Source organism: Falsirhodobacter sp. 1013 (genome assembly GCF_051195255.1).
GTDB lineage: Bacteria > Pseudomonadota > Alphaproteobacteria > Rhodobacterales > Rhodobacteraceae > Falsirhodobacter.
In genome coordinates this window covers 247,012-267,903 of record NZ_JBNJLK010000004.1, presented here as the reverse complement: position 1 = coordinate 267,903, position 20,892 = coordinate 247,012, and the positions used below count along the sequence as shown (strand labels likewise).

The 20,892-nt window shown below is 66.3% G+C and carries 16 protein-coding genes; 7 read left to right on the top strand and 9 right to left on the bottom strand.

The window, feature by feature from the left end; all coding sequences use genetic code 11:
* Positions 1 to 195: 195 nt before the first annotated feature.
* Complete coding sequence (locus ACSHZY_RS09365) at positions 196 to 3,051, top strand: calcium-binding protein (RefSeq protein WP_435168420.1); 2,856 nt, start codon at positions 196 to 198, stop codon at positions 3,049 to 3,051.
* Positions 3,052 to 3,090: 39 nt separating this feature from the next.
* Here the strand turns inward: ACSHZY_RS09365 and uvsE are convergent, their stop codons facing one another.
* From uvsE to ACSHZY_RS09335, 6 genes are all read right to left on the bottom strand, one after another.
* Positions 3,091 to 4,164, bottom strand: a complete 1,074-nt coding sequence (gene uvsE, locus ACSHZY_RS09360) for a UV DNA damage repair endonuclease UvsE (protein WP_435168418.1) — start codon at positions 4,162 to 4,164, stop codon at positions 3,091 to 3,093.
* Positions 4,161 to 5,210 (bottom strand): DHH family phosphoesterase, encoded by a 1,050-nt coding sequence (locus ACSHZY_RS09355; RefSeq protein ID WP_435168416.1) that lies wholly within the window; start codon positions 5,208 to 5,210, stop codon positions 4,161 to 4,163. The genes uvsE and ACSHZY_RS09355 overlap by 4 nt, the downstream gene beginning before the upstream one ends.
* Positions 5,211 to 5,287: 77 nt before the next feature.
* Complete coding sequence (locus tag ACSHZY_RS09350) at positions 5,288 to 5,659, bottom strand: ribbon-helix-helix domain-containing protein (protein WP_435168414.1); 372 nt, start codon at positions 5,657 to 5,659, stop codon at positions 5,288 to 5,290.
* Positions 5,660 to 5,678: 19 nt separating this feature from the next.
* Positions 5,679 to 7,244: a GMC family oxidoreductase gene (locus tag ACSHZY_RS09345; RefSeq protein WP_435168412.1), complete on the bottom strand. Its 1,566-nt coding sequence runs from the start codon at positions 7,242 to 7,244 to the stop codon at positions 5,679 to 5,681.
* The gene (locus tag ACSHZY_RS09340) at positions 7,241 to 7,756 is read right to left on the bottom strand and encodes a hypothetical protein (RefSeq protein WP_435168411.1); all 516 of its coding nucleotides are present in this window, start codon (positions 7,754 to 7,756) and stop codon (positions 7,241 to 7,243) included. The genes ACSHZY_RS09345 and ACSHZY_RS09340 overlap by 4 nt, the downstream gene beginning before the upstream one ends.
* Before the next feature lie 48 nt (positions 7,757 to 7,804).
* The gene (locus tag ACSHZY_RS09335) at positions 7,805 to 8,200 is read right to left on the bottom strand and encodes a VOC family protein (RefSeq protein WP_435168409.1); all 396 of its coding nucleotides are present in this window, start codon (positions 8,198 to 8,200) and stop codon (positions 7,805 to 7,807) included.
* Positions 8,201 to 8,328: 128 nt separating this feature from the next.
* On the opposite strand from ACSHZY_RS09335, the gene dld reads away from it, so the two are divergent.
* From dld to ACSHZY_RS09315, 4 genes are all read left to right on the top strand, one after another.
* Positions 8,329 to 9,972 (top strand): D-lactate dehydrogenase, encoded by a 1,644-nt coding sequence (gene dld, locus ACSHZY_RS09330; RefSeq protein ID WP_435168407.1) that lies wholly within the window; start codon positions 8,329 to 8,331, stop codon positions 9,970 to 9,972.
* Between the two features lie 64 nt (positions 9,973 to 10,036).
* On the top strand, positions 10,037 to 10,846 hold the full coding sequence (locus ACSHZY_RS09325) for an SDR family NAD(P)-dependent oxidoreductase (protein ID WP_435168405.1): 810 nt from the start codon (positions 10,037 to 10,039) through the stop codon (positions 10,844 to 10,846).
* A gap of 113 nt (positions 10,847 to 10,959) precedes the next feature.
* Entirely contained in the window at positions 10,960 to 14,409 is a 3,450-nt protein-coding gene (locus ACSHZY_RS09320) for a pyruvate carboxylase (RefSeq protein ID WP_435168404.1), read from the top strand.
* A 287-nt stretch (positions 14,410 to 14,696) separates the two neighbouring features.
* Positions 14,697 to 14,876, top strand: coding sequence for a hypothetical protein (locus tag ACSHZY_RS09315; protein WP_435168402.1), 180 nt, complete (start codon positions 14,697 to 14,699; stop codon positions 14,874 to 14,876).
* A gap of 34 nt (positions 14,877 to 14,910) precedes the next feature.
* Here the strand turns inward: ACSHZY_RS09315 and ACSHZY_RS09310 are convergent, their stop codons facing one another.
* Genes ACSHZY_RS09310 through denD form a run of 3 tightly spaced genes read right to left on the bottom strand, consistent with a single transcriptional unit; the run spans position 14,911 to position 18,535 of the window.
* Entirely contained in the window at positions 14,911 to 16,692 is a 1,782-nt protein-coding gene (locus ACSHZY_RS09310; RefSeq protein WP_435168400.1) for an IlvD/Edd family dehydratase, read from the bottom strand.
* Positions 16,689 to 17,570: an NAD(P)-dependent oxidoreductase gene (locus ACSHZY_RS09305; RefSeq protein WP_435168398.1), complete on the bottom strand. Its 882-nt coding sequence runs from the start codon at positions 17,568 to 17,570 to the stop codon at positions 16,689 to 16,691. Before ACSHZY_RS09305 ends, ACSHZY_RS09310 begins: the two co-directional genes overlap by 4 nt.
* A complete protein-coding gene (gene denD, locus ACSHZY_RS09300) occupies positions 17,567 to 18,535 on the bottom strand; it encodes a D-erythronate dehydrogenase (protein WP_435168396.1) in 969 nt (322 codons plus the stop codon). The genes ACSHZY_RS09305 and denD overlap by 4 nt, the downstream gene beginning before the upstream one ends.
* Before the next feature lie 83 nt (positions 18,536 to 18,618).
* On the opposite strand from denD, the gene ACSHZY_RS09295 reads away from it, so the two are divergent.
* Together ACSHZY_RS09295 and ACSHZY_RS09290 are read left to right on the top strand one after the other, a co-directional pair.
* Positions 18,619 to 20,052 (top strand): FAD-binding oxidoreductase, encoded by a 1,434-nt coding sequence (locus ACSHZY_RS09295; protein WP_435168394.1) that lies wholly within the window; start codon positions 18,619 to 18,621, stop codon positions 20,050 to 20,052.
* A gap of 26 nt (positions 20,053 to 20,078) precedes the next feature.
* Positions 20,079 to 20,795 carry a FadR/GntR family transcriptional regulator gene (locus ACSHZY_RS09290; RefSeq protein ID WP_435168392.1) on the top strand — a complete coding sequence of 239 codons (717 nt, stop codon included), beginning with the start codon at positions 20,079 to 20,081 and terminating at the stop codon, positions 20,793 to 20,795.
* Positions 20,796 to 20,892: the final 97 nt, after the last annotated feature.

Sequence of the window (20,892 nt, the reverse complement as noted above, 5' to 3'; positions counted from 1 at the left end):
CTAATTAATAAAATTTTAATATCGCTGGGGTTGTCTTGTCGAAAAGCCGGCTGATGCAATATATGCAACCATAAGTTGTTTACGAGTGCGCTCAGGATGAAGCAGGAGCGGCCCCGGGGGTGGGGTCTTTGTGGATCGTAAAGAACTTGCGCCTATCGGGATGCAAGTTTCAGGCAACGCATGGAAGAGCTGCGCATGACAAGCACGTCCGATCTGAACATCATCAACCTACAGGTTCAGGCAGAAGATCAGATCGCCATCGACAAGGCGAACGGCACCTACGAGGCTAATATCGCGGCCAACGACAAGTACTATCTTTGGCAAAGCGACTTCCAGACGATCCCCGTCAGCATGTGGGGCGATCCGGAACTCTATGCCGCGCGCCTGCGCGAAGCCTTGCCCGAAGTGACCACGCTGCGGCTGCCGTTCAACGCGAACAGCTTCAACGCGGACGGAAGCCTTCATCCGCAATACGAGCGTTTTCTTGAAGCCGCCGCGAAGGAAGGCTTCAACTTCATCATGGTCCAGATGGACGGGGACGCCCAGACCCTGACCGCCAGCGGCTCGGACGCGCTGGCCGAGATGCGCGATGCCCTGACCGGCGAAGTCTACGACAACATGGAACAGGCCTGGACGCAGATGCTGGACTGGATGGACGCCCATCCCGCCGTCAGCGACGCCGTCTATGCCTACGAGGTGGTGAACGAGCCGGCCGCCTACAACACCGCCACCTTCTATGCAGGCAAGCGGTCCGAAGGCCTGCAGGAATTTGTGACCCTTTACGCCCAGCAGATGGTCGAGCTGGGGCAGATGATCGACGCCCGCTCGGACGATGCCAAGATCATGGTGGGCGGTTGGAACTATTCCGCCAACTTCCAGCAACTGGCCGACATCAAGATCGGGAACGGCAGTGCGCTGGACTACATCCGCAACGGGCTGGGCGACAGCCTTGTCTGGTCCGCCCACCTTTATCCGGGCTGGTTGGGCACGACGGGCCTTTCGGATCCCGACGATGTCCGTGCCGCGCTGGAGCAGATCTACGGCCCCATCCTGAACGACTCGCTCATCGTGACGGAAACGAACGCGCAGGGGAACGAGGCCTACAACCTCAGTTCGGACCGGACGGAGATCCAAGGTTTCACCCAGGCCTATGACTGGTTCGCCGATCAGGGCGTTGCCATCGGCTGGTTCACGGGCAGCCAATATGGCGAGTCCAACCTGTCGCGGATGGACCCGGACGGCACGCTGCGCTTTGTCCAGCAGGGCAGCTATGCCGCGGCCATGGACGCCTTCACGCTGGGCGGCGAGGATGCCACCCATGCGGCAGGGGAGGTCGTGGCCATCGACCTGATCAAGGGGCGGCTGCGCAACCAGACCAACGACCCGGATTACGATGCGACGAATGAATTCGACATCGCGCAATATCTGGGCCTTGGGGTCGGCCACGCGGGCAACGACACCCTGAACGGCAGCGCCGAGGCGAACAACTTCCTGTATGGCGGCACCGGAAACGACCAGGTGCTGGGCAACCTGCGCGACGACTTCCTGTACGGGCAGGATGGCGACGACCTCGTGAACGGTGGCACGGGCGGACATGATCTTCTGTTCGGCGGCCGCGGCACGGACCGCATCATCGGGGGCGCCGGGGTCAGCCAGATGTATGGCGGCGCGGGGGGGGACACCTTCGTGGCCCATCCGCGTGGCCAGACGATCCTCGTCGACTACGCCCCCTCCGAAGGGGATCTGCTGATCGTGAACGAGGCGGGTTTCACCGCCGAAAGCTTCCGCGCCCAGGCCACGTCGGTGGATTGGGACCAGACCGGGGCGCGCGATCTTCACGTCACCCTTCCGGGCGGGGGGGAGATCATCATCATCGGCATGGGCGACCGGCTGGAGGAGGTAATCGCCTCGCTTCTGCCGGCGGAAGGCAACGTGGACCCGGTGGAGCCCGTGTCCGAACATGACCTGCTGCAGGGTCGCCCCGGGGTGGACGTGCTTTATGGCGGGGCCGGCAACGATACGATCTATGGTGACCCGGCGGATGCGGTGGGCGATGACCAGCTTTACGGTGGCGTGGGCAACGACCTGATGTATGGCGGCGGCGCCGCGGACCGCATGGAAGCCGGCGACGGCGACGACAAGGTCTATGGCGGCGAAGGCAACGACCTGATGTATGGCGGCCTGCACAACGACGTCATGGAAGGCGGCGGCAGCAACGACCTGATGTATGGCGACAACGGGTTGGACATCCTGTACGGCGGCCTCGGCATCGACACGCTATATGGCGGTGGCGGCAACGACACGGTGGACGGCGGCGATGCCAACGACCTGCTGGCGGGCGATGGCGGCAACGATTCCCTGTCCGGGGGTCTTGGCTTCGACACGCTGTATGGCGGGAACGGGGCCGACCTCCTCAACGGGAATGAATCGAACGACATCCTGTATGGCGACAAGGACAACGACACGCTGTATGGCGGCGCCAACACCGACGACCTTTACGGCGGGACGGAAAACGACCTTCTTTATGCCAACGAAGGCACCGACCGGCTGTTCGGCGACAGCGGGAACGATACCCTTTATGGCGGCGCGGGCGGGGACAGTCTTTACGGCGGCCTTGGCGCTGACGACGTGAACGGCGACGCGGGCGAAGATGTGGTCTACGGCGACGACGGCGACGACATCGTGCGCGGCGGCGACATGAACGACAAGGTCTATGGCGGGGCCGGCAACGACGCCCTTTACGGGGACGCGGGCAACGACTGGATCTATGGCGGCCCGGGGCTTGATACCGCCAGCGGCGGAAAGGGCGCGGACACCTTCGTCTTCGCCTTCGGGGACCAGAGGCTGGGCATCACCGACTTCAACACCGGGCAGGGCGATGTGCTGCGCATCGACTCGGCGCTTCTGGGTGGGGTTTCGACGATCGCCGCACTTCAGGAACGTGCCACGGTCACAAGCACGGGAACCTCGATCGCCTTCGCCAATGGTGAAACGATCTTCATCGACAACTTCCGCGGCACGCTGACCGACACGCTCGTGGACTTCTTCTGAAACGGCTCGCCCGGCGGTGTTTCCCGCCGGGCGAGCCTTCTAGCCGGCATCGTCCTCGATCTCTTCCAGCTCGAACGTCTCCTCGACCGCGCTGCCCTTCACGCCGAAGCGGGCCGCGATGTCGGGGGCATAGCGGACAAGATCGCCCCGAAGCTTCAGGAGCGAAAGATCCTTTGTCTTCGCTTCCAGCATCACGTCGAAGTCCAGCCCCGCCATGGTACGCATAAAGCCGATGAATTCGAACGGATTGACGAAGTCGGCGTGTCCGGTCCAGATCGGGGGCTGAAGAACCGTCTTGGTGCGGGGAACGGCCTTTCCCTTGGCCGTGGCTTTCAGCGCCTCGCGTTCCTTCTCGCTCAGCTTGCGCTTCAGCTCCCGCAATTCGGTCCGGGGGGAGGAGAAGTGGATCTTCGGCCGCACACCGTCCGGCCAGGATCGCACGAACCGCTCCACCGTCGGGCGAAGCTCCAGCCCCTCGGGGTTCAGGCAGCAGTAGTGCTGATGGTCGAAGATCAGTGGCACGCCACAGCGTTCGTGGATCCACAGCACGTCGGCCGCCGAAAAGCGGATGTCGTCGTTTTCCAGCACAAGGCGGCGACGGACGTGATCGGGGCATTGCTCGTACCCCTCGATCCAGCGGGCGCGGCTTTGTTCGCGGTCGCCATAGACGCCGCCCACATGCGTCACCATCACGCCTTCGGGGCCCATTCCCATACGGTCCAGCATCTCGGCCTGCGAACTCAGGTCCCAGATGCTTTTCTTTGTCAGCGCCGGATCGGGGCTGTTCAGCAACACGAACTGCGAGGGGTGGAAGGACAGCCGCATGTCCAGCGACCGCGCCTTCTTCCCGATGGCGGCAAGTTCGGCATCGCTTTCGGCCACCATGTCGTGGAACTGGGGCATGTCGGGGTGGGTGGCATAGGGTGCCAGATCCGACGACATGCGGTACATGTCGATGTTCACCTTCACGAGGTAGTCAAGGATCGCGTCCAGATACTCCAAGGAGGTCCTCAGATGCGGGTTCTGCTGCCAGCGCCGCGTGTCGTTGCTTTTCAGATCGGGCTTGCCCATCACCTTGACGGGAAAGCCGAGACGCAGGGGGCGGCTGTTCATTCAGGAACCTTTTCGTCGGGAAAGCCGATGCGGGTGGCGAAGTCGTTCCAGTCGGCCGGACGCAGCGCGCCGCCGGTGGCTTGGATGTGCCCGCTGCCATATTCCTCGCCCGCGCCGGGCGGGCGGTGGTCGGCCAGAAAGCGGATGAGGTCGGTGCCGTTGGCCGTGCGCGCCGCGAAATGGATCCAGCCGGGGCGATAGCCGGTGTTCACGGCCAGCACGATCTTGTCCTTCAGCCGCCCGCGCCAGCTCTGCGCCACCAAGGGATGCACCTGGCAGGGGGAGGCGAAGCGGATCATCGCCACATCGCCGCGCACTTTCGGGGGGACACGTTTCGCCACCTCCATCTCGGCGGCGACCTCGGCCTTCGCGGCGCGCAGCACGGCGGTTTCGGGGTGATCGCCCCTCAGCAGTTCCTTGGGCGAGGCGCATTTCAGCAAAAGCGCCAGCGCGGGGCCGGCATCGGCCGACGCCGTCCGACGTGGCGCGTTGACCAGCGACACCGCGTCCCGAAGGGCCGTCTTGCCGAAGTGTTTCTGCGCCTCGGCCAGTTCGGGAAACTCCTCGGCGGCCATGTCGCCGATCAGGCCCATCGCGGCCAGCCATGACAGATCCTCGGGCGCGCCCGCACACCAATAGGCGAGCAGCGAGGATGTCGGCTCCGGCACCCATCCATTGCCCGAAATCACGGTGGCGTCGCCGGGCGTGCCGGTGGGCACGTGGTGGTCGATCAGCACGGTCGGTGTTCCGGGCAGGATGTCGCCTTCGCGCACGCCAAGGTCGGTAACGATCAGGCCGCCGGGGCGACGCGCCTCCAACTCGGCCCGCAGGGCGGGGGACCAGGGGTTCTCCCCCTTGCCGGTGATGCGGATGTCGCTCGGGCGGTCCAGACGGTCCATCGTCCGCGCCAGGATCGCCACGGCCGACAACCCGTCAGCGTCGAAATGGCCCAGGATCAGGGACCGCCGCCCGGGATCGAAACGCTCCAGCGCCGCCCGGAAGGCGGGCGCCACATCGGCCGGGGTCTGGATCGGGTTGCGCGACATGCCCCGTCAACGGGCGGAACGGCGTTTGGTTTCCTCCGAACCGGCAGCGGGTGCGCCCCGCCGCCGGAAGCACGCTTTCAATTGGGGCGGCCGGGTGCGGGGCGGGCGCGCAGCAACCGCTTTTCCGCCTCGATCTTCAGGATCCGTTCGGCCGGCAGCGCGTCCGTCCCGTCGCGCAGCAGACCCTTCAGTCGCAAATCGATGAACCGCAGACAGCACACCCGCAGGAACGAGGTGAAGTTGCCCAGATCATGCCCCTCGTCGATGGACTCGTTGTACAGTTGGTGAAGCAGTTGCGGCACGTTCATGTCGTCCCGCACCGCGATCTCCTCCAGCACGGTCCAGAACATGTTTTCCAGCCGCACGCTGGTGACCATCCCGTCCATGCGGATGGAACGGGTCTGGCTTTCCCAAAGCTGCGGGTCGGCGCCGATGAAAACCCTGCACATCGCGATCGTCCCCTTCCGCTTACAGGTTGCCGCGCTTCAGTTCGCCGGCCAGATGGTCGGCCTGCCGCATCGCCAGCGCCACGATGGTCAGCGTCGGGTTCGCCGCTGCCCCCGTCGTCATCTGCGACCCGTCCGAGATGAAGAGGTTCTCCACCTCATGCGCCCGGCCGTTGCGGTCGCAGACGCCGTCTTCCGGCCGCTCGCTCATCCGGCAGGTGCCGAGGTTGTGGGTCGAGGGGTAGGGCGGCGTGCGGTGATGCCCGATGGCACCCACCGCGCCATAGATCGCCTCGGCCCGGCCATAGCCGTATTCGCGCATCGCGACGTCGTTCGGGTGGTCGTCGAAATGCACGTTGGCAACCGGGATGTCCCACTGGTCGCGCACCTTGTCGGACAGGGTGATGCGGTTCGTTTCCTGCGGCATGTCCTCGCCCACGATCCACATGCCGGCGGTGTTGGCATAGGCGTTCATGATCTCGGCAAACTCGGGCCCCCACGCACCCGGTTCCGCAAAGGCCGCAAGGAAGGCCGGCCCGAGGGAGATCGTTTCCATGTAGAAGCCGCCCACGAAGCCGCGCGACGGGTCGTGCTTGGCCTCGTCCGCGATCAGGCCGGCCATGGTTTCCCCGCGATACATGCGCACCGGCTTGTCAAAGCGGGCATAGACCGATCCCGTCATGTGCCGCATGTAATTGCGGCCCACCTGGTCCGACCCGTTCGCCAGCCCCTTCGGGAAGCGGGAGCTGTCGGACAGAAGCAGCAGGCGCGGCGTCTCGATCGAGTTGCCGGCCACGCAGACGACGCGCGCGGCCTGACGGTGCAGATGTCCGTCCTTGTCGGCATAGATCACCGCGTCCGCCTTGCCCGATGCGTCATGCGTGATCCGCACGGCATGGCTGTCGGGCCGCAGGTCCAGAAGCCCCGTCTCCAGCGCGCGCGGGATCTCCCGCACCATGATGGACCATTTCGCCCCGCTCTTGTCGCCCTGGAAGTTGAAGCCGTCCTGAACCGAGGCGGGACGTCCGTCATAGGGTTCGGCGTTCGTGGCGTAGGGGCCGGTGGCGTACATCTTGTAGCCGACCCGCTCCGCCCCGTTGGCGAACACCTTGTAGTTGTTGTTGGCCGGCAGCGCCTTGCGGCCATGGCGGTGGGTCGATCCCATCGCGATCTCGGCCCGGTCGTAATAGGGTTCCATCTCGGCCAGGGTGATGGGCCAGTCCAGCAGGTTCGCGCCCTCTACCTTGCCATAGGTGGACAGGGCCTTGAACTCGTGGTCCTTGAAGCGGGGGGTGGCGCCGGACCAATGCGTCGTGGTGCCACCCACGGCCTTCACGATCCAGGCGGGCAGGGCGGGAAAGTCCTTCGCGATGCGCCAGGAACCGGAAGTCGTGCGCGGGTCGAGCCAGGCCATCTGGTGGAAGGCCTTCCATTCGTCGTTCTCGTAATCCTCGTTCTTCAGGTAGGGGCCGGCTTCCAGCACCACGCAGGGAATGCCCTGCCTTGTCAGTTCATAGGCCAGCGTGCCGCCGCCCGCGCCCGATCCGATGATGACGACGGCGGGTTCGTCCTGTGCGATCTGTGTCATGCGTCATCCCCCTGATATTCCTCGATCCGCGGGTCGGGCAGCCAATCCAGGTCGTCGAACCCCCGGTTCACGTAGCCGCCCTTGTCGAAGCTGGGCCCTTCATAGCCCAGCGCGTCCCACACCTCCGGATCGTCATAGAAGGCCAGCAGGGCCGAACCCTGCACCTGCGTGAAGAAGTCGTGCCCCTGCATGCGGCGCAGATGCTCCAGCGCTGTGGCGTCGTCCATCTCCTCGAACTTCAGGTTCATCAGGTCCTGGATGGCGGCGGCGAAGGCCACCTGTCGGCCGGGCTTTTCGCAGGCCATGTTCAGCACCGCTTCCGCCGACCGGATGTAGGGGCCGTCGCTGATCTGCGGGTGCGGGAACATCACCCGCAGCATCCGCGCCAGCAGCTTGCGCGACCCCGATCCCCGTTCAAGGCCGATCGGGATGCGTTTGTAGTTGTCGTCGGCGACCGTCGATACGGCGACCGAGGACGCGCTGCCCGAAGGCAGGCTTTGCGTCATGTCCATGATCTCTCCTCCCATTCGCGCGGCCCCTCCACAGGCCGCGTCACGTCCTCAGCCGAACCGTCCTCCGCGTCCGATCACCTCGATCTGATAGCCGTCGGGATCCTGCACGAAGAAGAACCTCGCCAGCGTGCGCCCTTCATGCTGGAAATCGACAAGCTTGCGCGGCGACAGCCCCTCCGCCTCGAACCGCGCATGCTCGGCGTCCACATCCTCCACCACGAAGGCGGCGTGGCCATAGCCCTTGCCGGGATCGTAGGGGTCGGTCTGGCCCTTGTTGATGGTCAGCTCCAGCTCGAACGCATTCTCGGCGTTCGACAGGTAGATCAGCACGAAGTCGTCGAACTCGATCCGGTCCGTGACCTTCAGCCCGAAGGCGCGGTCGTAGAAGGCGACGGATCGCGCCTCGTCCAGAACCCGGATCATGCTGTGCACGAATTTTGCCAAGCGTCTCCTCCTCATTCTCATATGGGATCGATGTTAGACGTGGAAAGCAGGCTGCGGGTATTATGCGCATACTACCCGCAAAGTCGTAGACAAATTATGCTGATCGCGATCAAGGGGAGAGATGACCGATGCCGCGTGACAGCCTGATCCGACGCCTGACCGACATCGTGGGCCCGCGCCACTGTCTGACCGAACCCCACGCAACCGAGCGGTTCCGCAAGGGCTTCCGGTCCGGCGAGGGGGAGGCGGCGGCCGTCGTGATCCCCGGCACGCTGCGCGAGATGTGGGCCGTGCTTCAGGCGGCGGTGGAGGCGGGGGCCATCATCATCCTTCAGGCGGCGAACACCGGGCTGACGGAAGGGTCCACGCCCAAGGGCGAGTACGACCGGCCGGTGGTCATCCTCTCCACCCTGCGGCTGGACCGGATTCACCTGCTGAACGGCGGGCGCCAGATCCTCAGCCTGCCGGGCGGGACGCTTTACACGTTGGAACGGCTGCTGGCGAAAGAGGGGCGGACGCCGCATTCCGTGATCGGGTCCTCCTGCCTTGGTGCGTCGATCGTGGGGGGCGTGTGCAACAACTCCGGCGGCGCGCTGGTGCGACGGGGGCCGTCCTATACCGAATGCGCCTTGTTCGCGCAGGTGGGGGCGGACGGGGTGCTGCGTCTGGTCAACCATCTGGGCATCGACCTTGGCGACACGCCCGAGGAGATGCTGGACCGTCTGGACCGGGGGGAGATCGGGCCGGTGCATCAGGCCGGCCGTGCCTCGGACCACGATTATGCCGAACGGGTGCGCGACGTGACCGCCGCCACGCCGGCGCGCTTCAACGCCGACCCGCGCGGGCTGCACGAGGCGTCGGGTTCTGCGGGCAAAGTCGCGGTCTTTGCCGTGCGTCTTGATACTTTCGCAGCCAAGGCGGGGGAGCGCATCTACTACATCGGCACCAACGACACGGCGGCCCTGACCGACCTGCGCCGCCGCCTGCTGACCGAACTGCCCGAACTGCCGGTCAGCGGCGAATACCTGCACCGCGACTGTTTCGACATCACCCACCGCTATGGCAAGGACACGGTCCTGATGATCCACTGGCTGGGCACGGACCGTTTGCCGCGTTTTTTCGCGCTGAAGGGCGCGCTGGACGCGCGGCTGCCGAAAGGGCTGACAGACCGCGTGCTTCAGGGCCTGTCCCGCCTGCTGCCCGAACCGCTGCCCCGCCGGATGCTGGACTTCCGCGCGCGGTACGAACATCACCTGATCCTGAAGGTGTCGGGCGAGACGGCCGCGCAGACCGAAGCCATCCTGACGGACACGGTCGGGCCGGGCTGGTTCCTGTGCGACAAGAACGAAGGTGCGAAGGCCATGCTGCACCGCTTCGCCGCCGCCGGGGCCGCAGTCCGTTACGGCGCCGTGCATCAAAGCGGAGAGATCCTCGCCCTCGACATCGCGCTGCGCCGCAACGACGAGGAATGGTTCGAGCGTCTTCCCCCCGAACTCGACGCGCAGGTCGAACAGAAGATCTATTACGGCCACTTCCTGTGCCATGTGCTGCATCAGGATTACGTGTTGAAGAAGGGCGCGGATGCGGCGGCCTTGAAGGGGGCGATGCTGGAACGGCTGGACGCGCGGGGTGCGGAGTATCCGGCCGAACACAATGTCGGGCATCTGTACAAGGCCAAGCCCGCCTTGGCCGCGCATTACGCCGCACTGGATCCGACCAACTGCTTCAACCCCGGAATCGGCAAGACACCCCGTCATCGACACCCGTATTAGGGTGCTACTACCCCCTGCGCGCCGGAAGCGGCTAGCCTTTCCCCGGGGGCCGGAGGAGCCCCTTATGGGAGAGGAGCACATCATGGTCACCACGGTTTCATCATCCACGGCGCTGGTCACGGGCGCGGGGCGCGGCATCGGAAAGGCCATCGCCGAACGGCTGGCCGCGGACGGGCACGATCTGGCGCTGAACGACGTGTCGCAGAACGCCGAGATGCTGGAGGCCACCGCCGAGGAGATCCGCGCCAGCGGCCGCAAGGTCACCACCGCGCTGGCCGACGTGTCGGACGCCGCGCAGGTGAAGGAGATGGTGGCCAAGACCGTCGCCGACCACGGCCGCCTGAACGTCATGGTCGCAAATGCCGGGATCGCCCGCGTCACATCGCTGCTGGAGATGGACGTGGAAGAATGGGACCACGTCATGGCCGTGAACCTGCGCGGCGTGTTCCTGTGCTATACCGAAGCCGCGCGCCAGATGATCGCGCAGGGCGGGGGCGGCAAGATCATCGGCGCGGCCTCCATCGTGGCGTATCGGCCCTTTGCGCTGCTGTCGCATTATTCGGCGTCGAAATGGGGCGTGCGGGGTCTGACGCAGGGGGCCGCGATGGAATGGGCCAAGCACGGCATCACCGTCAACGCCTATTGCCCGGGCATCGTCGGCACCGCCATGTGGGACTTGATCGACCAGAAGCTGGCGGCCGAGGAAGGGATGCAGCGCGGCGAGGCGTTGAAGAAATATTCCGAAAGCATCCATCTGGGCCGGGTGTCCGTGCCCGAGGATGTGGCCAAGCTCGTGTCCTACCTCGCCTCGCCGGACAGCGACTACATGACCGGGCAGTCGATCATGATCGATGGCGGCATCCAGTTCAGCTAGGCCCCGAAACTTCCCGCTGTTCGTGCAACGCGGGATGATGCTAGCGTCATGAAGGGAAAGCCGCCCGCAGCGTTCGGGCGGCTTTCCCCCACATCCATCGGGGAGCTGTCCGCATGCCGACTTTCCAGAAGATCCTTGTTGCGAACCGGGGCGAGATCGCGATCCGCGTGATGCGCGCGGCGACCGAGATGGGCAAGCGGACCGTGGCCGTCTACGCCGAGGAAGACAAGCTGGGCCTGCACCGTTTCAAGGCCGACGAGGCGTACCGGATCGGGGAGGGCCTGTCGCCGGTGGGCGCGTATCTGAGCATTCCGGAGATCCTCCGCGTGGCGAAGATGTCGGGCGCGGACGCGATCCATCCCGGCTATGGCCTTCTGTCCGAAAACCCCGACTTCGTGGAGGCCTGCGCCGCGGCCGGCATCGCCTTCATCGGGCCCAAGGCGGAGACGATGCGCGCCTTGGGCGACAAGGCCAGCGCCCGCCGCGTGGCGGTGGAGGCGGGGGTGCCCGTGATCCCCGCGACCGCCGTTCTGGGGGAGGACTGGGACACGATCAAGGCCGAGGCGGCCGAGATCGGCTATCCCCTGATGCTGAAGGCGTCATGGGGGGGCGGCGGTCGCGGGATGCGCCCCGTGAACAACCCCGAGGAGCTGATCGAGAAGGTGCGCGAAGGCCGGCGCGAAGCGGAGGCGGCCTTTGGCAACGGCGAGGGGTATCTGGAAAAGATGATCCTGCGCGCCCGGCATGTGGAGGTGCAGATCCTTGGCGACAGTCACGGCAACATCTTCCACCTGTATGAACGCGACTGCACCGTGCAGCGGCGCAACCAGAAGGTCGTCGAACGCGCGCCCGCCCCCTACCTGACCGACGCCCAGCGGGCCGAGGTCTGCGACCTGGGCCGCCGCATCTGCGCCCATGTCGGGTACCAATGCGCCGGCACGGTGGAGTTCCTGATGGACATGGACTCGGGCCAGTTCTACTTCATAGAGGTGAACCCGCGCGTTCAGGTCGAACACACCGTCACGGAAGAAGTGACCGGCATCGACATCGTGCAGGCCCAGATCCGCATCACCGAAGGCGCCACCCTGGCCGAGGCGACGGGCGCGGCGCGGCAGGAGGACATCACCCTGTCGGGCCACGCGGTGCAGTGCCGCGTCACGACGGAGGATCCGCAGAACAACTTCATCCCCGATTACGGCCGCATCACCGCCTATCGCAGCGCCACGGGCAACGGCATCCGGCTGGACGGGGGCACGGCCTATTCAGGGTCGGTGGTCACGCGGTATTACGACTCCCTTCTCGTGAAGGTCACGGCCTGGGCGCAGACGCCGGACCTGGCCATCGCCCGCATGGACCGCGCGCTGCGCGAATTCCGCATCCGCGGCGTCAGCACCAACATCGACTTCGTCATCAACCTGCTGAAACACCCGACCTTCCTGTCGAACACCTACACCACCAAGTTCATCGATACGACGCCGGAGCTGTTCCAGTTTTCCCGCCGCCAGGACCGCGCGACGAAGATCCTGACCTACATCGCCGACATCACGGTGAACGGGCATCCCGAAACCGCCGGACGTTCCCGCCCCGCCGCCAGCCTGCGCGACACGCGCCCGCCCGCCCCGAAAGGGGAGCCGCAGCCCGGCACCCGCACCCTGCTGGAACGCGACGGACCGCAGGCCGTGGCGGACTGGATGCTGGCGCAGAAGCGGCTGCTGATCACCGACACCACGATGCGGGACGGGCACCAGTCGCTGCTGGCCACGCGAATGCGGTCCATCGACATGGTGCGCGTGACGCCGGCCTATGCCGCGAACATGGGCGGGCTCTTCAGCGTGGAATGCTGGGGCGGGGCCACCTTCGACGTGGCGTATCGTTTCCTGCAAGAGGATCCGTGGCAACGCCTGCGCGACATCCGCGACCGCCTGCCCAACGTGATGACGCAGATGCTGCTGCGCGCGTCGAACGGGGTGGGCTACACCAACTATCCCGACAACGTGGTGCAGGCCTTCGTGGCGCAGGCGGCGGCTTCGGGCGTGGACGTGTTCCGCGTGTTCGACAGCCTGAACTGGGTGGAGAACATGCGCGTCGCAATGGACGCGGTGATCGGGGCGGGGAAGGTCTGCGAAGGCACCCTCTGCTACACCGGGGACATCCTGGACCCCGACCGGGCGAAGTACGACCTGAACCATTACGTGGGCCTCGCCCGCAGCCTGCGTGATGCCGGCGCGCATATGCTGGGCGTGAAGGACATGGCGGGCGTGCTGAAGCCCGCCGCCGCCCGCGTGCTGATCCGCGCGTTGAAAGAGGAGGTGGGCCTGCCCATCCACTTCCACACCCATGACACGGGCGGCCTTGGTGGCGCCACGATCCTGGCCGCGGCCGAGGCGGGGGTGGACGCGGTGGACGCCGCGATGGATGCGTTTTCGGGCGGAACGTCGCAGCCGCCCTTGGGGTCCATCGTGGAAGCACTGCGCCACACCGAGCGTGACACGGGGCTGGACGTGGCCGCGATCCGCGAAATCTCCAACTATTGGGAAGCGGTGCGCGGGCAATACGCGGCGTTCGAAAGCGGGATGCAGGCCCCCGCGTCCGAAGTCTGGCTGCACGAGATGCCGGGGGGCCAGTTCACCAACCTCAAGGCGCAGGCGCGATCGATGGGGCTGGAGGAGCGGTGGCACGAGGTGGCCGAAGCCTATGCCGACGCCAACCGGATGTTCGGCGACATCGTGAAGGTCACCCCCAGTTCCAAGGTGGTGGGCGACATGGCGCTGATGATGGTGGCGCAGGGCCTGACGCGCGCGCAGGTGGAGGATCCGGCCGTCGATGTCAGCTTCCCCGACAGCGTCGTGGACATGCTGAAGGGCAACCTTGGCCAGCCCCATGGCGGCTGGCCCGAGGGGATCACGAGGAAGGTCCTGAAGGGCGCGCAGCCCTCCACCGAACGGCCCGGCACGCATCTGCCGCCCGTCGACCTTGCGGCCGTGCGGGCAAAGCTGGTCGCGGACCTGTCGGAAGAGGACGAGGAGGTCGCGCTGAGCGATGAGGATCTGAACGGCTACGTGATGTATCCGCAGGTCTTCACCGACTTCTTCAAGCGGCAACGGACCTACGGCCCCGTCCGCGTTCTGCCCACCCGCACCTTCTTCTACGGGATGGAGGCGGGGGAGGAGATCGTGGCCGAGATCGATCCCGGCAAGACGCTGGAAATCCGCCTTCAGACCGTGGGCGAGACGACGGAGGAAGGCGACGTGCGCGTGTTCTTCGAGCTGAACGGCCAGCCCCGCGTGATCCGCGTTGCCAACCGCGCCGCCGCCGCCAAGACCGCACGGCCGCGCGCGGAAGCGGGCAACCCGAACCACGTCGGTGCGCCCATGCCCGGATCGGTGGCGGCCGTGGCCGTGACGGCGGGGCAGGCAGTAAACGCGGGCGATCTGCTGCTGACGATCGAGGCAATGAAGATGGAAACCGCGCTGCACGCCGACCGCGCCGCCACCGTGAAGGCCGTCCACGTCACCCAAGGCGCGCAGATCGACGCGAAGGACCTTCTGGTCGAACTGGAATGAACCCAACCTGAACGTGCATTTCTGTGTTGACAAAAGGTGGGCAGGGAACGCAGAACCCTGCCCATCACGCCCGCGTGATGGAAAACGCGAATCCGCCCCATGCGAGAAAGGAGGGTCAGATGCATCATAAGATCAATCGCCATGACCGCTCCGGTCCCACGGGTGCCCTGCGACGTTGCTGGCATTCTGCCGCTTCGCAGGGCTGATCGAACGCGCCTTCCGGTTCTTCGATCTGCCCGCATCTGCAGCCTTGGCTGCATGTCCGTGCGTTTGAAGGACTCATTTCCATGTTTTCGCTTGTCTCGAAGATGGCTTCGGCCATCCGGGCGCTTTTGCCCGCGTCCAAGGCCCGGCCTCTGCCCTCCATCACGACGCTTGATGATCGGCAGCGGAAGGATATCGGGCTTCCCCCCGAACCGCCAAGCCGGCCGTCCGCCTGGTGGGACGTGCCGGGGTTCCGGCCGTAACGGGGTAGCCGGAAGGTGATCTTCCGGCTTCCGTTCAGTGGTTGTGGCGCGGCAGGTTCGAACTGATGCGCGTGAACTCCTCCGCGTCCCTGATGGTCGCGCCGTCCACCATCTGCGTGACCGTGTCCCGGTAGATCCGTTGCCACGGGGTTGCCGATGTGGGGACGGGTGGAAGGCCCTCGGCCTTGCGACGCTCGATCTCCTCGGGCGCGACAAGCATGTCGCAGCGGCCGTGGTTCAGGTCGATGCGGATGGTGTCGCCCGTCCGCAGCCAGGCCAGCCCGCCGCCGGCCGCGCTTTCAGGCGAGGCGTTCAGGATCGACGGGCTGTCGGCCGTGCCCGACTGGCGCCCGTCGCCGATCGTGGGCAGGCTGCGGATGCCCCGCTTGATCAGGCGGTCCGGCGGCTGCATGTTCACCACCTCGGCCGAGCCGGGCCAGCCGATCGGTCCCGCCCCCCGGATCACGAGGATGGACCATTCGTCGATATCAAGCTCCGGATTGTTGATCCGGGCGTGGTAGTCGGCCGATCCGTCGAAGACGAAGGCCTTGCCCTCGAACACCCCCTCATGCCCCGGCTGGGACAGGTAGCGTTCGCGGAACCCGTCCGAGATGACGCTGGTCTTCATGATCGCGAAGTCGAAGAGGTTGCCGCTGAGGACGAGGAAACCGGCGCGCTCCATCATCGGCGCGTCATAGGCCTTGATCACCTCGCGGTCGGTGCTGGCGCGGCCGACGAGGTTCTCGGCCATCGTCTTGCCCGTCACGGTGGGGCAGTCGCCGTCCAGTTGCCCCGCTTGCAGCAGTTCCCACATGATGGCCGGCACGCCGCCCGCGCGGTGGAACCGTTCGCCCAGATAGGCGCCCGCCGGCTGGACGTTTGCCAGAAGCGGGATGTCATAGCCGTGGACCTGCCAGTCATGGGGATGGAGTTCCGCCCCCGCATGCAGCGCCATCGCCATGATGTGCGGCTGCGCGTTTGTGGATCCCCCGATGGCGGAGGTGACCTTGATCGCGTTCAGGAACGCCGCCCGCGTCATGATGTGCGAAGGGCGGATGTCTTCCCGCACCAGTTCCACCGCGCGCCGGCCGGTGCGATAGGCGATCTGGCCCCGCTCGCGGTAAGCCGCAGGAATGGCCGCACCGCCCGTCAGCGACATGCCCAGCGCTTCGGCGATGGCGTTCATGGTCGACGCCGTGCCCATCGTGTTGCAATGCCCGATGGAGGGCGCGGAATCGAGCGCGGTCTGGAGGAACTCGTCCCGCGTGATCTCTCCGGCGGCATAGCGGCGGCGGGACTGCCAGATGACGGTGCCGGAGCCGACGAGGTTCCCTTCATGCCAGCCGTCCAGCATCGGCCCGCCCGACAGCACGATTGCCGGAAGGTCCACCGTCGCGGCCGCCATCAGGGCCGAGGGCGTGGTCTTGTCGCAACCCGTGGTCAGTACCACCCCGTCGAACGGATAGCCATACAGCAGTTCGACCAGCCCCAGATAGGCGAGGTTCCGGTCCAGCGCCGCGGTCGGGCGCTTGCAGTTTTCGAACAGGGGGTGCGACGGAAATTCGATCGGGATGCCGCCCGCGTCGCGGATGCCGTCGCGCACGCGCTTGGCCAGATCCAGATGGTGGCGGTTGCAGGGGTTCAGGTCGCTGCCCGACTGCGCGATCCCGATGATCGGCTTGCCGGACCGCAGCTCCTCGGGTGTCGTGCCGTAATTCATGAACCGTTCCAGATACAGCGCGGTCATGTCGGCGTGGTCGGGATTGTCGAACCAGTCCTGCGAACGCAGGCGGCGCGGGGTCTGGTCGGTGGTCATGGTTCGTCCTTGTGGTTGGTCGCTTCAAGATGCAGCAGAAGCCCGCTGTGATCGGTGTCGCCGTGGCCCGAGGCGACGAAATCGCGAAACGCCGCCTGCACCGCTTGCGTCAGCGGCAGCGTCAGTTCCGCGGCCTTTGCCAGATCTGTGGCGCTGTCCAGATCCTTCAACTGCAACCGCGACGGGCCGCCGGCGGTGAAGTCCCGGGCGACCATCCGCCCGCCATGCAGGTCGAGAATACGGCTTTCGGCAAAGCCTCCGCGGATCGCGTCGCGGAACTTCGCGCGGTCGGCGCCGCCGGCGGAAACCAGCATCATCGCCTCGGCCACCGCGCCGATGGTGATGGCCACGATCTGCTGGTTGGCCAGCTTGCAGACCTGCCCGGCGCCCGAAGGGCCGACATGGGTCACGCGGCCCAAGGCCGCCAGAACGTCCGTCACGCCTTCGATCACCGCCGCGTCGCCCCCCGCCATCAGGGCGAGCGTTCCTTCCCGCGCCCCCACGACGCCGCCCGAGACCGGACAATCGACGTGATGGACGCCCAGATCCGCCAGCCGCCGCGCATGAAGGCGCGCCTGCATCGGCGCGATGGAGGATGTGTCGATCACCACCGCATCACGCAAAAGCGCCTGCGCCACCCCCTGTTCGAACAGGACGGAGGCCACGGCCGGGCCGTCCGCCAGCATGGTGAAGACGATTTCCGCCCGCGCCACGGCCAGGGCCGGATCGGCGGCCAGCGTCGCGCCGTCGGGCACCAGTGCCTCGGCCTTCGCGGTGGCGCGGTTCCAGACGGTGACGCGGTGGCCCGCGGCCAGCAGCCGCCGCGCCATCGGCGTTCCCATCAGGCCGGTGCCCAGAAAGGCGATGTGGCGGGTCAAAGCGTGCCCCCCAGCTCATCCTCGACATGGACGCGGATGATGTCGTCGAAGCTGTCCTCGGCGGTGAAGCCGAGAGCGCGGGCGCGCGTCGCCTCGAAGCCCGGGGCCCAGCTTTCGCACATGCGGGTGATGAACGGATCGGGCTCACGCCGGATCAGCGCCACGGCCTTGTCGCCCGCCACTCGGCGCAATGCCTCGATCTGCTCCCCCACCGTGGCGCTGAGGCCGGGCATCGACAGGTTGCGCCGGGGACCGATGGCCGCGGTGTCCATCGTGGCCGCATGGATCATGAAGCCCACGGCCGAGCGGGGGGAGGTGTGCCAGTGCCGGATGGTGTCGGGCACCGGCAGGACGGCCGGCTGGCCCACCAACGGTTCGCGCAGGATATTGGAAAAGAAGCCCGAGGCCGCCTTGTTCGGCACGCCCGGTCGGATGCAGATCGTGGGCAGGCGGATGCCGATGCCGTCGAAGAATCCGTGACGGGTGTAGTCGGCCAGCAACAGCTCGCTGATCGCCTTCTGGGTGCCATAGCTGGTCAGCGGCGTCGTGTGGAAGTCGTCGGGGATGGGGAAGGGCAGCGGCGCACCCACCACCGCGATGGAGGAGGCGAAGACCACGCGCGGGAAGTAGCCGTCCGCCAGATGGGCCTGCCGGATCGCCTCGAACAGGGCCCACGTTCCGTCGAGGTTGATGCGGTAGCCCTTCTCAAACTCGGCCTCCGCCTCTCCGGATACGATGGCGGCGAAGTGGAAGATCACGTCGGGCCGTCCCGCGATCAGTTGCGCGGCGGTGCCGGGGGCCGACAGATCGGCGGCGAGGCAGGTCGCGGTGCCAGTGAAGCCGGCCGGCGTTTCGGGCGGCACCACGTCGGCCAGCGTCAGCGCGTCGGTCGCGCCGTCCCGCACCAGCCGCTGCGTCAGCTTGCGCCCCAACATGCCGGCGGCCCCGATGATCAGGATGTGCATGCCGTTCCCCCCTTCAAATCTCGGATCGCATTCCGGTCCGGATAGGATAGTATGATTGTCTGACGACCTGCAAACCCTAAGACATGGACGACGTGATGATGGTCACCGATGACAGGCAAGCGACGCAGTTGATCGCCCTTCTGGGCGCCGATCTCGTGCTGGTGGGGGAGGCGGTCCGCCCCTATTGCCGCGACTGGCACGGCGATGTGCAAAGCGACGCCGTGGCCGTTCTGCGTCCGCGCAACACGGCCGAGGTTCAGGCCTGCGTGACCGCCGCCGCGTCGCTGGGGCTGGCCGTCGTCCCGCAGGGCGGGAACACGGGGCTTGTGCTGGGGGCCACACCGGATTCGCCAGCCAGCCAGGTCGTTGTCAGCCTGGAACGGATGACCCGCATCCGCAGCCTTGACGCCGACAACTTCTCGACCGTGGTCGAAGCGGGGGCGGTGCTGGAAACCATCAAGGAGCGCGTGGCGGAGGCAGGTCTGTTCTTTCCCCTGTCGCTGGGCGCGCAGGGCAGTTGCCGGATCGGGGGTAACGTGTCCACCAACGCGGGCGGGATCAACGTCCTCCGCTACGGCATGACGCGCGAGATGGTTCTGGGGCTGGAGGTGGTTCTGCCCGACGGCCGCCTGTTCGACGGCCTGTCGAAGCTGCGCAAGGACAATCGCGGCATCGACCTGAAGCAGATGTTCATCGGGGCGGAAGGGACGCTGGGCATCATCACCGCCGTATCCCTGAAACTGCTGCCGGTGCCCGAACAGGTGGCCACCGCCCTGGTGGGGCTGGCGGGGTTGGAGGACGTGATCGCCCTGTATCGCCGGGCCCGGCGGGAGTGCTGCGACCTGATGTCGGCCTTCGAGTTCATGCCCCCGCTGGCCATCGATCTTGCACGGGAAGCGATGCCGGACCTGCCGATCCCGCTGGAGGCGACGTATCCCGCCTATGCACTGATCGAGATCACGGGTTCCGGTCTTGTCGATGTGGCCGACCTGATGCAGCGGTTCCTTGAATCCGCCTTCGAACGCGGTCTGGCGCTGGACGGGGTGATCGCGCAGTCGACAACTCAGGCGCGGAACCTGTGGGCCATCCGCGAGGGGATGAACCTGGGGCAGGCCCAGCGCGGGCGGCACATGCGGACCGACATCTCCGTCCCCTTATCGCGGCTGGCCGATTTCGTGGCGGAGGCCGAGGCGACCGTGACGGCGCAGATGCCCGGCTGCATCTGCGTGTCTTACGGGCATGTGGGGGACGGGAATGTCCATCTGAACGTGCTGCCGGATTACACTCTGGGCCCGGAACAGGAGGAACCGCAGATCCTGAAGGCCAAGAAGATCGTGAACGCCGTGCTGGACCGCTATGACGGATCGATCAGCGCCGAGCATGGAATCGGGCGGTTGAAAAAGGACGATTTCGAAGCGCGCCTGCCTGCGATACACCGCCAGCTTCTTTTGTCGATCAAGCAGGCGCTGGATCCGAGGGCGATGATGAATCCCGGTTGCCAGATCGATCGGCCCTGACCACGGACGGACCGCGAGGAGCGAGCATGAGCGCCGATTTCACCCAGATCACCCGGAACGAGCATCTGCCGGGCCGCATCGCGGCCCAGTTCACGCAGCAGATCCGGACGGGCGCACTGAAGCCCGGGGACAAGCTGCCGACCGAACACGCGATGTCGAAGACCTTCGGCGTCAGCCGCACCGTCATCCGCGAGGCGATCGCGCAGCTGCGCAACGAGGGCATGATCGAGACGCGGCAGGGCGTGGGCGCCTTTGTCATCGAACGTCCCACCCGCCACATCCGGCTGGACGATGGCGGCCAGATGGACAAGCTGGCCTTCCGCCACCTGTTCCAGCTGCGCGTCCCGCTGGAGATCGAGGCGGCGGGACTGGCCGCCCTGCACCACACACCCGAACATCTGCAACAGATGGACGAGGCGATGATCCGCATGGCCGACACCGGCGAAGGGGCGCAGGACGGCATGCTGGCCGATCTGGAGTTCCACCGCATCATCGCGGCGGCGACGGGCAACGACTATTTCGTGCAGTTCCTTGGCGCGATCTCGGACCGGATCCTGCACACCATCGTCGCCTCGCGCCAGCGGATCCGGCTGGAGGAGATCGTGGAGGTGGTCACCCGCGAACATCGCGAACTGCGCGAGGCCATCGCCGCGGGCGATCCGGCGCGGGCGCGGGCGGCGATGCGGACGCACATGGCCGGCTCCACCGAACGGGTCGCGCTGGAGCTGGATTTCCACCCCTAGGCCGCCGTTCAAGATTCCGGTGGACAGGTTGGCCGGGCCACGCTTAGGGTCATGTGATACTGTTGTCTGACATCATCAGGCGACGCGGTGCTGGAGG

Excerpts from the sequence above, each read along its gene's own strand:
- ACSHZY_RS09295 (WP_435168394.1), top strand. The coding sequence starts at position 18,619 with ATGGACGACGTGATGATGGTCACCGATGACAGGCAAGCGACGCAGTTG.
- dld (WP_435168407.1), top strand. The coding sequence starts at position 8,329 with ATGCCGCGTGACAGCCTGATCCGACGCCTGACCGACATCGTGGGCCCG.
- denD (WP_435168396.1), bottom strand. The coding sequence starts at position 18,535 with ATGCACATCCTGATCATCGGGGCCGCCGGCATGTTGGGGCGCAAGCTG.
- ACSHZY_RS09355 (WP_435168416.1), bottom strand. The coding sequence starts at position 5,210 with ATGTCGCGCAACCCGATCCAGACCCCGGCCGATGTGGCGCCCGCCTTC.
- ACSHZY_RS09325 (WP_435168405.1), top strand. The coding sequence starts at position 10,037 with ATGGGAGAGGAGCACATCATGGTCACCACGGTTTCATCATCCACGGCG.
- ACSHZY_RS09340 (WP_435168411.1), bottom strand. The coding sequence starts at position 7,756 with ATGGACATGACGCAAAGCCTGCCTTCGGGCAGCGCGTCCTCGGTCGCC.
- ACSHZY_RS09310 (WP_435168400.1), bottom strand. The coding sequence starts at position 16,692 with ATGACCACCGACCAGACCCCGCGCCGCCTGCGTTCGCAGGACTGGTTC.
- ACSHZY_RS09350 (WP_435168414.1), bottom strand. The coding sequence starts at position 5,659 with ATGTGCAGGGTTTTCATCGGCGCCGACCCGCAGCTTTGGGAAAGCCAG.
- ACSHZY_RS09365 (WP_435168420.1), top strand. The coding sequence starts at position 196 with ATGACAAGCACGTCCGATCTGAACATCATCAACCTACAGGTTCAGGCA.
- ACSHZY_RS09345 (WP_435168412.1), bottom strand. The coding sequence starts at position 7,244 with ATGACACAGATCGCACAGGACGAACCCGCCGTCGTCATCATCGGATCG.
- ACSHZY_RS09315 (WP_435168402.1), top strand. The coding sequence starts at position 14,697 with ATGTTTTCGCTTGTCTCGAAGATGGCTTCGGCCATCCGGGCGCTTTTG.
- uvsE (WP_435168418.1), bottom strand. The coding sequence starts at position 4,164 with ATGAACAGCCGCCCCCTGCGTCTCGGCTTTCCCGTCAAGGTGATGGGC.
- ACSHZY_RS09320 (WP_435168404.1), top strand. The coding sequence starts at position 10,960 with ATGCCGACTTTCCAGAAGATCCTTGTTGCGAACCGGGGCGAGATCGCG.
- ACSHZY_RS09290 (WP_435168392.1), top strand. The coding sequence starts at position 20,079 with ATGAGCGCCGATTTCACCCAGATCACCCGGAACGAGCATCTGCCGGGC.